10 protein-coding genes and 1 riboswitch are annotated in these 12425 nt (G+C 67.7%); of the genes, 2 read left to right on the top strand and 8 right to left on the bottom strand.

All coding sequences use genetic code 11. From position 1 onward, the window contains the following. Positions 1-7 precede the first annotated feature (7 nt). Entirely contained in the window at positions 8-745 is a 738-nt protein-coding gene (locus tag OVY29_RS01955; protein ID WP_037554622.1) for a GntR family transcriptional regulator, read from the bottom strand. 99 nt (positions 746-844) lie between these two features. Further along, positions 845-1888: a glycosyl hydrolase family 18 protein gene (locus OVY29_RS01960; protein WP_313910724.1), complete on the bottom strand. Its 1044-nt coding sequence runs from the start codon at positions 1886-1888 to the stop codon at positions 845-847. Between the two features lie 100 nt (positions 1889-1988). On the opposite strand from OVY29_RS01960, the gene OVY29_RS01965 reads away from it, so the two are divergent. Together OVY29_RS01965 and OVY29_RS01970 are read left to right on the top strand one after the other, a co-directional pair. Further along, positions 1989-4544, top strand: a complete 2556-nt coding sequence (locus tag OVY29_RS01965; protein ID WP_313910725.1) for a family 20 glycosylhydrolase — start codon at positions 1989-1991, stop codon at positions 4542-4544. Between the two features lie 16 nt (positions 4545-4560). Then, positions 4561-5571: a cupin-like domain-containing protein gene (locus tag OVY29_RS01970; RefSeq protein ID WP_313910726.1), complete on the top strand. Its 1011-nt coding sequence runs from the start codon at positions 4561-4563 to the stop codon at positions 5569-5571. Here the strand turns inward: OVY29_RS01970 and OVY29_RS01975 are convergent. From OVY29_RS01975 to OVY29_RS02000, 6 genes are all read right to left on the bottom strand, one after another. Next, positions 5568-6344, bottom strand: a complete 777-nt coding sequence (locus OVY29_RS01975) for an ABC transporter ATP-binding protein (protein WP_037554627.1) — start codon at positions 6342-6344, stop codon at positions 5568-5570. The two genes, OVY29_RS01970 and OVY29_RS01975, sit on opposite strands and share 4 nt — an antisense overlap. After that, positions 6338-7339 carry an iron ABC transporter permease gene (locus tag OVY29_RS01980; RefSeq protein WP_313910727.1) on the bottom strand — a complete coding sequence of 334 codons (1002 nt, stop codon included), beginning with the start codon at positions 7337-7339 and terminating at the stop codon, positions 6338-6340. Before OVY29_RS01980 ends, OVY29_RS01975 begins: the two co-directional genes overlap by 7 nt. Beyond that, positions 7336-8193, bottom strand: coding sequence for an ABC transporter substrate-binding protein (locus tag OVY29_RS01985; protein ID WP_313910728.1), 858 nt, complete (start codon positions 8191-8193; stop codon positions 7336-7338). Before OVY29_RS01985 ends, OVY29_RS01980 begins: the two co-directional genes overlap by 4 nt. After that, the gene (gene cobO, locus OVY29_RS01990) at positions 8193-8801 is read right to left on the bottom strand and encodes a cob(I)yrinic acid a,c-diamide adenosyltransferase (RefSeq protein WP_313910729.1); all 609 of its coding nucleotides are present in this window, start codon (positions 8799-8801) and stop codon (positions 8193-8195) included. The genes OVY29_RS01985 and cobO overlap by 1 nt, the downstream gene beginning before the upstream one ends. Next, positions 8801-10660: a TonB-dependent receptor domain-containing protein gene (locus tag OVY29_RS01995; protein ID WP_313910730.1), complete on the bottom strand. Its 1860-nt coding sequence runs from the start codon at positions 10658-10660 to the stop codon at positions 8801-8803. Before OVY29_RS01995 ends, cobO begins: the two co-directional genes overlap by 1 nt. A 176-nt stretch (positions 10661-10836) precedes the next feature. Next, positions 10837-11058, bottom strand: a riboswitch (cobalamin riboswitch). A 205-nt stretch (positions 11059-11263) separates the two neighbouring features. After that, positions 11264-12424 carry an acetyl-CoA C-acyltransferase gene (locus OVY29_RS02000; RefSeq protein WP_313910731.1) on the bottom strand — a complete coding sequence of 387 codons (1161 nt, stop codon included), beginning with the start codon at positions 12422-12424 and terminating at the stop codon, positions 11264-11266. Position 12425 lies beyond the last annotated feature (1 nt).

Below are 12425 nucleotides of genomic sequence, written 5' to 3' on the forward strand. Positions count from 1 at the left end.
TAAGGGCTCAGCCGTTCAGTTCCGCGACCACATCATAGGCATCGCCGCGATAGAAGCTCTGCGTGAACTCCGCGGTGCGCCCGTCGGCCAGGAAACCGCGTCGTTCGATGAACAGCCCCGGCGTGCCGGGCTCGATCTCGAGCATTTCGGCCTGCTCGGTCGTCGCCGCGATCGCGCGCAGCCGCTGGAGCGCGCGCACGGGCAAATGCCCCGCCGCCTCCAGCGCCTCATAGAGCGAAGCGCCCACCGCCTCGACCGACGGCAGGCAATAGGCAGGGATCGTCGCGATCTCGAGCGCCATCGACGTGTCGTCGGCATAGCGGATGCGGTGAAAACGATAGACGAGCGACCCCGGCGACAGCCCGAGCGACAGCGCCTCTTCGGGGGTCACCGCGCCCGCGGTCTTGCTTACCCATCTGCTGTGTGGCTTGCGCCCGCGCGAGATCATATCCTCCGAAAAAGAGGTGAGTTTCGAAAAGCTCTTCTCGACGCGCGGCCGCGTGACGAACGTGCCGGCGCCGCGCCGCCGCGTGACGAGGCCGTCGCCGACCAGCCCGTCGATCGCCTTGCGCACCGTGATGCGCGACACGTCGAATTCCTCGGCCAGGTCGCGCTCGGTCGGGATCGCCTCTTCGGCCTTCACGACCTGCCCCTCGATCGCGTCGCGCAGGATTTTCTGGAGCTGCAGGTAAAGCGGTGTCGGATCGTCCTTCTGGAGCGGACCCACGCGTTCGATCAGTGACAAGGACGATGCTCCACTTGGTTGCCCGGCGCTTCGGTCGATAAGACCAGCGCCCGCTCCCCATGTGTTGCATTGGTATCCTCGCGTCAACCTTGTTGCGAATTATTCGCGCGTCAGACCGCGTTCGATCGCCTTGGTCAACGCGTGATCTGGGCTGTCCTGCGACAACTCCCACACCATCACGCCGCCCGCCTTTTCTTTGGCAAGTCGCGCTTTCTTCTCGATCGTCGCCGAGCTGTTGAGGGTGATATAGCGACAGCCCGCGCACCGATCGCCGATCACATCGGTTTTGGTCGCATTTATGCCATGTGCGTCGGCAATCTCGCGATAGGACCAATTCGCCTTCTCGCCGCCGAAGCCATAACCGTAAAAGGGCACGCCGAGGACGAGCCGCTCGCGCGCCACCCCGCGCGCCAGCCACAGGTCGAGATCGCGCGCCGCCATCGCATAGCTGCTGTGCTCGGCGCCCGCTTCGCCCCAGCTCGGCCCGATCGCGTCATAGGACATGACGTTGACGAGGTCGAAATAGGGGATCGAGCTCACCGGGATCATCCCGCCTTCATAGGAAGCGGTGGCGCAGGTCAGCAGCTTGCCGCGCGCCCTCGTCGCGTCGGACAGCGCCGCGATGAAGGGCGTATAGTCGCCCGCGCGGTCGATTTCGGTGAGCAGCGTCCCCTCGATGTCGATATCGACCCCGTCGAGCCCGAGGGTATCGGCAAGATCGACCAGCGCCGCGACCGTCGCCGCGCGCCGTTCGGGCGCGAGCAGCGCCTTCCAGTCGCCCGAACAGCCGGGGATCACGCCGCCGGCGGTCGAGATCAGCACCTTCGCCCCGCTCGCCTGCAGCCGCGCGACCGTGCCGCGCAGCGCCGCGACCGACAGGTTCGCGCCCGTCTCGTCGCCCATGCACGTCATCCTTCCGTCATGGACAAAGCGTCCCCCGGCATCGGGATTGGCAAAGGACAGGTTGAAATGAGTGAAGGCTGCAAGGTCGGTGCGGGCGATCGACAGCTCGAGTCCCTTGAACGCTGCGAGATAGCCGACCACAACGGGCCGTCGCTCCTCCGCTCGGGCCGACAGTGACAATACTAATATAAAACCAATCAGGATCGACGCGATGAGGCGAAAAGCACGAATATTCGTCATATTATCCATTTCCCCCATAATTCTGCCCGATCCGAAAGACGTTGACCCGCACGCGGCTACATGACAAATTAGATACAAATTGTCGAGCGGGAGAAAATGGATGCGGGCTGCGGGGTGGATCATGATGGCGATGATGGCGCTCGCCCCGCCGCAGGCGCTGGCGGCCGAGACGGGATCGCAAGCGTTGCTCGACCGCCTCGCCGACACGCTCGGCTACCGCCTCACCATGGTCGACAACGGCCCGGCGTGCCCGGCGGGGATTGAAGGCTGCTTCCTCACGACGATCACGCTGACCGTGCCCGAAAAATTGTCCGCCGACGTGCCCAAGGGGCTCGCGCTCTATTTCAGCTTCGTCAACCGGCTGCCGCTCGTCGAAAGCGACATCTTCGCGCACCGACTGATCAACGGCGACCTCCAGCAACTGACGCTGAAGCCCGGCGCGGCGCTGCGCCCCGGCGCGAAGCATGAGATCAAACTCTGGGGCGTCGGCTCCAATTTCTCGAAGGCGTTCGGCATGCCCAACGCCTATCTCGTCGCCGACGGGCTGAAACCGCGCACGATCGCTGCGACGCGCCCCGTGATCGACCCCGAAACCGGTCTCGAAACCTTGCCCTTCGTCGCGCCGATGACCGACGAGGCGAAACTCGCGACCAAGAGCGCCGCCGACAAGACGCGCTGGCTCACCGCCGAGCGCGCCTTCGACCTGCAGGCCGGCCGGCTCGCACCCGAAGCCAAGGGCGTCGTGATCCTGCCGAAACCCGCAAAGGCGGTGCAGGGCAAGGGCCAGCCGGTCGATCTCGGCCGCGGCGTTGCGCTGACATTGAGCGGTGTCGAGCGTAGCGCGCTCGCGCCCGCGCTCGCGGCGCTCGGCGTCCCCGAAGGCGGGCTGCCGCTGACGATCCGCGTCGATCGCGCCGCCGCGGAGGAGCCCGAATCCTATATTCTCGACGCCAAGGCGTCGGGCATCGCGATCACCGCGCACGACGCCGCGGGCGCGAGCCATGCCTTGCGCTCGCTCGCGCAGCAGGCGGCATTCGAAAAGGGCAAGCTCACGCCGCTGCACGTCGAGGACGCCCCCGAATATGGCTTCCGCGGCCTCCACATCGACCTCGGGCGCAATTTCCACAGCCGCGAGGAGATATTGAAGCTCGTCGAGGCGATGGCGACCTACAAGCTCAACAAGCTCCACCTCCATCTCGCCGACGACGAGGGCTGGCGCATCGAAATCCCGGCGCTCCCCGAGCTCGCCGAAATCGGCTCGAAGCGCTGCCATGACCCGTCCGAGACGGTATGTCTCCTGCCGCAACTCGGCGCCGGGCCCGACGGCACCGGCGGCGTCAACGGCTATCTGACGGTCGCCGACTATGTCGCGATCGTCGAGGCCGCGGCGGCGCGTCAGATCGAGGTGATCCCGTCGATCGACATGCCCGGCCACAGCCGCGCTGCGATCAAGGCGATGGAGGTGCGCCACGCGCGCCTGACCGCGGCGGGCAAACAGGCCGAGGCCGACGAATATCGCCTCATCGACCCCGCCGACACGACCGAATATCGCAGCATCCAGAATTATAACGACAATACGCTCAACGTCTGCATTCCCGCGACCTATCGCTTCGTCGATACCATCGTCGATGCGCTCGCCGCGATGCACAGCCAAGCGGGGGTGCCGCTCCAAACCTTCCACCTCGGCGCCGACGAGACCGCGGGCGCGTGGGTCAAGTCGCCCGCGTGCCAGGCGATGACTGCCGAAAATGGCGGTGACGCGGGCAAGCTCACCCCGCGCTTCATCGAGCGCGTGACCGCCAGCCTCGCCGCGAAGGGCCTGCGCACAGGCGGCTGGAGCGACGGCATGGGGCACACCGAGACCGCCGCAATGCCGAAAGCGCCGCATCTGGTGCAGACGAACATATGGGGCGTACTCCACACCGGCGCGATCCGCGAGGCGCACGACCAGATGAACCGCGGCTGGGACGCGGTGCTGTCGATCCCCGACCTCGGCTATTTCGACATGCCCTATGCGCCGCATCCCGAAGAGGGCGGCTACGACTGGGCCTCGCGCGGGGTCGATCCCTGGCAGGTCTTCGGCTTCATGCCCGACAATCTGCCCGCCAACGCCGCGACGATCCGCAACATCCATGCCGAGGGCAAGCCGATCGAGGACAAGCCGGTCCTCGAGTCCGGGCACCGGGTTGCCGGGCTGCAGGCGCAGCTGTGGAGCGAGACGATCCGCACCGACGCGCAGGTCGATTATATGCTCTTCCCGCGCCTGCTCGCGCTCGCCGAGCGCGCTTGGGCGCCCGCCCCGTGGACCCCGCCCTATCGGGCGGGCGTCAGCTACGAATGGGGCGACAAACGCGTCGACGCCGCGAAGCTCAAGGCGGGCTGGCAGGATTTCGCCGGTCGCGTCGCCGCGCAATGGCCGATGCTCGAAAAGATCGGCGTCGCCTATCGCGTCGCGCCGCCGGGCGCGCGGATCGCGAACGGCAAGCTCGAGGCGAACAGCATGTTCCCCGGCACGGCGATCGAATATCGGGTCGAAGGCGGCGCGTGGACGCGCTATGCCGGGCCCGTTGCGGTCGGCGGCGCAGCCGAACTGCGCAGCCGCTCCGCCGACGGCAAGCGCGCGAGCCGGACGATGCGGGTCGAACCGGCCCGCTGAGGGCAGGGGAGGCGAAGTGAGCGCAGTGCTGGAAGAGATATCGGGCAGCGACCACGCCGCGATCGCGCGCGCGGTCGCGGCAGGCGATCGTCCGGCCATCATCCGCGGCATCGCGGCCGACTGGCCCGCAGTCGCCGCGGCGCGCGAAGGCGACGAATCCATTGCCGCCTATCTCGCCGCGCGCGACAATGGCAAGCCGCTCACCGTGCTCGTCGGCCCGCCCGAAACCGGTGGGCGCTATTTCTACACCGACGACATGCGCGGGGTGAATTTTGGCAGCGAAAAGATGCCGATGACGGCGCTCGTCGAACGTCTCGTCGCGCTGCGCGATAGGTCTGATGCGCCGAGCCTCTACGCGGGATCGACCCCGGTCTCCGAAAGCGTCGCCAGCTTCGCCGTCGAAAACCCGCTGCCCATCGATACCGGCGTCGATCCCCGCATCTGGGTCGGCAACGCCAGCCGCATCGCGCCGCATTACGACATGGCGGCGAATATCGCGGTCGTCGTCGCGGGGCGCCGCCGCTTCACCCTCTTCCCGCCCGCGCAGATAACGAACCTCTACGTCGGCCCCGTCGAGCGCACGATCGCGGGTCAGCCGACGAGCATGGTCGACCCCGACCATCCCGATCACGCCCGCTACCCGCTCTATGCCGAGGCCGAGCGCCACAAGCGCGTCGCCGAACTCACACCCGGCGACGCCATCTACATGCCACCGATGTGGTGGCACCATGTCCGCAGCGAAGGCGCGGTGGGTGTCCTCGTCAACTATTGGTTCGGGCAGCGGCAGGACCGCTTTCCCTTCGCCGCGCTGATGCTCGCGATGCACTCGATCCGCGAGCTTCCGGGCGCCGAGCGCGCCGCGTGGAAAAGCTGGTTCGACCATTATGTCTTCGGCGACGGCGCGACGCACGCGGTCGATCACCTGCCGCCGCACGCGCAGGGCGTGCTCGGCCCGCCGTCGCCGCAGCGCGACCGGATGATCATCGACTATGTCGTCGGCTTCTGCCGCAGCGGCGGCAGCGGCTAGGCCCGCGCCCGCCCGAAGGTGGTGATCGTCGGCCATTCGCCGCCGGTCTCGACCCTCGCGTCAATGCCGTAAACCGCACGCAGCCGCTCGGCGGTGAGCACCTCGGCGGGCGTCCCATCGGCGACGATCCGCCCTTCGTCGATCAGCAGCAGCCGGTCGCAATAACGCGCGGCCAGCGTCAGATCGTGCAGCACCGCGATCACGAGCCCGCCGCCCGCCGCTTCGGCGCGCAGCAACTCCATCACGTCGATCTGGTGCCCCGGATCGAGGCTCGCGAGCGGCTCGTCGGCGATCAGCGCGGGCGCTTCGACCGCCAGCGCGCGCGCGAACAGCACCCGCGCGCGCTCGCCGCCCGACAGCTCGGTCGCGATCCGGCCGCGCAGTTCGAGCACGTCGGCGCGCGCCATCGCGCGCTCGATCGCGGCCGCGTCGGCATCGGAAATCCGCGACATCGGCGCCAGATGCGGCAAGCGCCCCAGCCCGACGAGCCGCTCGACCGTCAGCGGCCAGTGCAATGTCTGCCCCTGCGGAACATAGGCGATCCGCCGCGCCAGCTCGCCGCGCGGCATCGCCGCCGCATCGACCCCGTCGACGCGGACCGAACCGCGCGCGGGCACCAGCGCGAGCATCGCGCGCGCCAGCGTCGACTTGCCCGCGCCATTGGGCCCGACGATCCCGGCCAGCGTTCCCGCGCCGAACGCGGCGCTGACGTCGTGGACCACCGCGCGGCGGCCGAGCGTCACGCCGACATGATCGAGGACCAGGCTCACCATAGCCGCCGCTCCCGCATCAGGTGGAGGAGGAAGACCGGCACCCCCAGAAAGGCGGTGACGACCCCCAGCTTCAGCTCGTTCGTCGTCGGGATGATCCGCACGCCAAGGTCGGCGAGCGTCAGCAACGCTGCGCCGCCGATCGCCGAAGGAAGCAGGATCGCCGACGGGCTGCGGTCGGTGAGCGGGCGGATCAGGTGCGGCACGATCAGCCCGACGAAACCGATCGCCCCCGACACCGCGACCGCGCCGCCGACCCCGATCGCGGTCCCGATCAAGAGGCGGAGCCGCGTGCGCCGCAGATCGGTGCCGAGCGCCTGCGCCGCATCCTCGCCGAGCGTCAGCGCGTCGAGCGCGCGCCCGTTCCACAGCAGCATTGCGGCGCCGATCGCGATGCACGGCAACGCGATCCACACATGTTCGAACGACCTATTCTCGAGGCTGCCGAGCAGCCAGGTCATGATCTCCATCGCCGCGAAGGGATTGGGCGACAGGTTGAGCGCGAGGCTCGTCCCCGCGACCGCGAGCGTCCCCACCGCGATCCCGGCGAGGATCAGCGTCAGCGGGCTTTCGGCGCGGCCCGCGAGGACGAAAAGCAGCGCGAGCGAGACGAGCGCGCCGCCCGTCGCGAGCAAGGGCAGCATCACCGGATGCAGCTCGGCGATCCCGAAATAGAGCGCCGCGACCCCGCCGAGCGCCGCGGCGTTCGAGGTTCCGAGCACCGACGGTTCGGCGAGCGGATTGCGCAGATAGCCTTGCAGCGCCGCGCCCGCGAGCCCGAGCATCGCGCCCACCGCCAGCGCCAGCAAGGTGCGCGGCAAGCGCAGGTCGAAGAGGATGATCGACGCGACCCGGTCGCCGTCGCCGCTCGCGGCGGCGATCAGCCGCGCAACCGACAGGTCGACCGCGCCGAACAAGAGCGAGCCGGCCGCCGCGACCAGCATCAGCACCGCGAGCGCGCCGATCAGCGACCAGCGGGGGAGGGCAAAGCGGCTCATGAGCGGCCCCCGTCGTGCCGCGCGATCTGCGCCGCCATGCTGCGCGCCGCCCGCGTGTAGGCGGGGCTGCCGCACACGGTCCACGCCTGCGCTATGCTGATGCGCGGAATATCCTTGATCGCGGGATGGTGCAGCATCTCGCTCCCCTGGTCGGTCACGACATCGGTCGCGCTCTCGACGATCAGGAAATCGGGCTCGGCCGCGACCATCTCCTCGAGGCTCAGTTGTGAGAGCGGCGGCTTGCCGAGCTTGCCCGCGAGGTTGACCAGCCCGATGCGCGCCATCATTTCGTCGATCAGCGTTCCCGTCCCCGTCATATAGCCGCGCCGCTGGTAATAGGCCGCGACGCGGCCCTTGCCCGGCTTGGGAAGCCCCGCCAGCTCGCGCTCCATCCGCGCGATCAGCGCGGTCCCGCGCTCGGGGTGGCCGACTGCCGCGGCGGTCTTGCGGATCGACGTGTAAATTTCGCCAAGCGTGTTGGCGGTCGCGAGGTCGAGCAGCGGATAATGTTGCGGTGGCAGCGCGCGGAGCGCCGCGCTGCGGCTCGCGGGCATGCCGACGATCAAATCGGGTTCGATCGCCAAAATCTGCTCGGCCGAATTGCTGAGGAGCGGCAGTCCACGCGCTGCCCCCGCCTCGCCCGACATTTCCGCGTCGGTGGCGTTCTTCGTCAGCCCGGCGATCTGCTTCCGGTCGGCGAGGGCGAGCACGAGTTGGTCGGCGCACAGGTTGATCGAAACGATGCGCTGCGGCACCGCCGGCGCCTTGACCGGCGGGGCGGAGGAGGCCGCCCACAGCAGCCCCGCGCCGCCCGCGAGCAGCGCGGCCGCCGCCAAAAGGCCGCGCCGCCGCATCAAAACTCGATTCCCTTTTGCGCCTTCACATTCTGCTCGCGGAACGGATGCTTCACCTGCGCCATTTCGGTGACAAGATCAGCGGCGTCGATCAACGCCTCGGGAGCGTTGCGGCCCGTGATGACCACATGCGTCATATGCGGTTTCGTACCCAGCGCCTCCACCACGTCATCGACCGGCAGATAGTCGTAGCGCAGCACGATATTGAGCTCGTCGGCGATCACCATCGCATAGTCGGGATCGGCGATCATCCGTTTGACCTCGTCCCACGCTTCGCGCGCGACCGCGATGTCGCGCGTCCGGTCCTGCGTATCCCAGGTGAAGCCTTCGCCCATCGGCTTGAATTCGATCAGGTCGGGGAAGCGGTCGAACACGGCTTTCTCGCCGGTCGTCATCGCGCCCTTGATGAACTGGATCACGCCGACCTTCATCCCGTGTCCGATCGCGCGCACCGCCATGCCGAGCGCGGCCGAAGTCTTGCCCTTGCCGGGACCGGTGTGGACGATGACCAACCCCTTTTCGACCGTCTTCGCCGCGACCTTCTTCGCCTGCGCCGCCTGGATCTTCTTCATCTTCGCCTTATGCTCGGCGCCGCTCCGCGCCTTCATCAGAAGCGCGTCCGCACGCCGCCATAGGCCGCGCGGCCATAGGTGCCGTAATTGAACGCCGTCGCATAATCGGCGTCGAACAGATTGTCGACGCGGCCGGTAATCTCGAAATGGCCGCTCACGGGGAAGGATGCGCGGATCCCTGCGAGCGCATAGCCGTCGAGCGGTACGTTATTGGCGAAATCGTCGAAACTGTCGCCGACCATCGTCAGCGTCGCGCCCGTCGACAGCCCGAACGACCAGTCATAATCGGCCGACAGGCTGACCGCATGTTCGGCGCGGCGGGGCAGGCGCTTGCCGTCGAACGCGGGGCGCCCCGACCGGTCGCGCGCGTCGATATAGCTGTACGACGCGGTGACGTTCAGCGCGTCGACGGGCTTCAGCGCAAGCGTCGCCTCGACCCCCTTGGCGCGCGTGCGGTCGATATTGCCATAGGTAAAGGTCGCATTGTCGTAATTGATCTGGTCGTCGGTGTTGCGCAGAAACGCGGTGAGCGAGATCAGCGCACGGCCTTCCGCGAGACTCTGGTCGACGCCGATATCATAGCTTTTCGACCGTTCGGGGCGCAGCGCGGCATTGCCGCTGAACGCGTCGTAGAGCTGGTACAGCGACGGCGCCTTGAACCCCTCGCCATAGCTCAGCCGAAAATTGGTCGCGCCCGCGTTCGGCGAATAATTGGCGTTGGCGCCGAGCGTCGTCGCGCCGCCGAACTGGCTGTGGTCGTCGTGACGGACGCCGCCCGACAGCGACAGGCCGGTGACCGGCTGGATGATCCCCAGCGCATAGACGCTGTCGATATCGGCCTTCTGGCTGTCGGTCGATCCAAAGCCGAAGAAATCATAGTCGGGGCGCTCATGCTCGTAACCGAAGATCAGCTTGGCCTGCTGTACCGGCGTCACGACACCCTGATATTCGAACCTCAAATTACTGCCCGAATAGCCGTAATCGGGCGCCGTCCCGCGCACGAAATAATAATCGCGCTCGCCCCGCATCCACGTCACCGCCGCGCGGCTGGTGAAATTGCCGTCGAACAGGCCAAGGTTCAGCCCCGCATAGCCGACATATTGGTCGAGCTTGGCGACGTCGGCGCTGTCGGCGGGCGCGCCGAAGAAGCTGTCGTAATCGAGGTCGGCGTTGATATAATAGCCGCGCAGGTCGAGGCTCAGCGCGTCGCTGAACGCGACCTTCAGCCGCGCGTTGCCTGCGAAATTCTTGTATCCGTCCTTCTCGGTGCCGACCGCCGCCGACGAAATGCCGTCGGTGCGGAAATAGGCCCCGCCGATCCCGCCCGAAATCGCCCCGGCGGTGCCCGACACATCGGCCTTGGCATTCAAAGTATCGCTATAGCCATATTCGGCCGAGGCATCGGCGGCGAAGCCTTCGGCCGGGGTTGCGGTCATCAGGCTGACGACGCCGCCGATCGCCTGGCTGCCGTGGACGACCGAGTTCGACCCGCGCAGCACCTCGATCCGGTCGATATTGCCGGTCAGCAGATGGCCGAAATCATATCCGTCGCCGATGCCGCTCGGGTCGTTGACCTTCACCCCGTCGATCAGCACGAGCGTCTGCGTTGTTTCGGCGCCGCGCAGCGATATGCTCGCGACCGATCCGGTGCTGCCCGACCGGTTGAAGCGCACGCCGGGCGTGGTCGCGAGCAGGTCGACGACATCGACCGACTGGCGCCGCGCGATCGTGTCGGCGTCGATGATCGTGATCGCCTGACCGACTTCGTCGCGCGGCTGCTCGATGCCCGACGCGGTGACGACGATATCGTCTCCGCGCTCGCTATCGACGGTTTCGGCAAGCGCCGGTGTTGCCGTTGCCAGTGTCAAAAGAGAAATGGTCGCAAATTTCAACATCGGAAGTCCCTGCACGCCGGCAACGAAGGCGGAGCCTGCCGACTGCGTGGGACGCGATCGACCGATGCCGGCGTCGCAAGTGGCGTAACGCCTGCGGCACCGCACCGAGGCGGCTCCAGCCGCCTGGTCGTCGCTCGACGGAATCCTCCGTGCCGCGGCCTTTCCCTGGGCCATGGCATTGAGCGACCCACGCCGGCAGGTCTCCTGGCTCGCGGGTCTGGGCTTGATGCACGCCTTCCCAGGATGATCCCAGTGGCTGGTCCGAAAGCCTCGAACCGGTGCATCGCGCTCGCCGCTTACAGTTGCAGGGACAGCCTCGGCTTCGGGGGTTCAGGACGAACCCCTTTACCGCGTTCCCATTTTAAGCCCTTTCGGGCACCGGCGCGATCATGCGCGGGGCAAGCCCCGCACGCGCCGCCCATAGCGCAGCCACGCTTTTGCGCAATCGGCTTTTGCGAGACGCAATCCTCCCTGTCGCGAAGCGATGGGGAGGGGGACCGCCGCGAAGCGGTGGTGGAGGGGCCGAAACCGTAGCGCCAATGCCCCTCCGTCAGCCCTCCGGGCTGCCACCTCCCCATGGCTCCGCCACAGGAGGAGTTGGTTCTAAGCCACCCGCTCGACCACCATCGCCGCGCCGACCCCCATCGCGCCGGTCAGCACGACCAGTCCATAACGCCCGCCGCACGCATCGAGCGCGTCGAGCAAGGTCGAGGTCAGGATCGCGCCGCTCGCGCCCATCGGATGGCCCTTGGAGAGATGGCCGCCGCTGACATTGACGCGCGCCGGATCGGCATCGCGGTCGCGCATGAATTTGGCGATCGTGACCGCGAACGCTTCCATGAACTCGATCCGGTCCATCTCGCCGAGCGTCAGCCCGGCGCGCGTCAGCACCTTGTCCATCGCCGCGAACCCCGCGGTCAGCGAAGCAGCAGGGTCGCCGCCGCTTTCGGCAAAGGCGACCGCGCGCGCGCGCGGCGCGATGCCGAGCCCGTCGCCGCCGACCAGCGCCAGCCCCGCGCCATCGCAGATCGGCGGTGCATGCGCGATACTGTGCAGCGGTTCAAAGGTCGCGCCTTCGAGTGCGCCCGCATATTGCGCCTGCAACTCGCCAAAGGCCGCCGGTGCGGCGGCGAGCGATTCCGCGCTCGTTTGCGGCCGGATACACTCCTCGCCGTCGAGCGCGCCGGTCGCGACGCGCGAGGCTTGCAGGGCGGGATCGGTTTCCGCAGCAGCAGCTTTCAGTTGCGAGGCGAGCGCAACCGCGTCGAGTTCGGCGCGCGCGATGCCTTCGCTGTTCGCCAGCCGGTCGGCCGCCAGCACCGGCGGCACGAAGCGCGCGCGCGGCGGCAATTCGTCGTTGGTGTAATATCCGGCGCGATCGCCGAGGAAGGGCGCGCTGCTCATCGACTCGACCCCGCCCGCGAGCGCCACCGCGATCTCGCCGCTCGCGACCTTCGCGACCGCCTGCCCGATCGCCGATAATCCCGACGCGCAATAATTGTTGATGCTGTGCGCGGCGGTCTGGTCGGGCAACCCCGCGTGCAGCTTCGACACCAGCGCGATATGCCCACCCTGCTCGCCGCTCTGCGTAACGCAACCAAGCAGCAGCACATCTGGCGTCGTAGCGACATCGCCGCATCGCGCCGCAAGCGCCGCCGCCTGCTGGCGCACCAACTCCTGCGGGCTGAGCTTGGCGAGCCCGCCATCGGGCCGCGCCTTGCCGCGCGGCGTCCGCACCGCGTCGTAAAGATAGACCTCGCTCAAA

The organism is Sphingopyxis sp. SE2 (assembly GCF_032227185.1).
Taxonomy (GTDB): Bacteria; Pseudomonadota; Alphaproteobacteria; order Sphingomonadales; family Sphingomonadaceae; genus Sphingopyxis.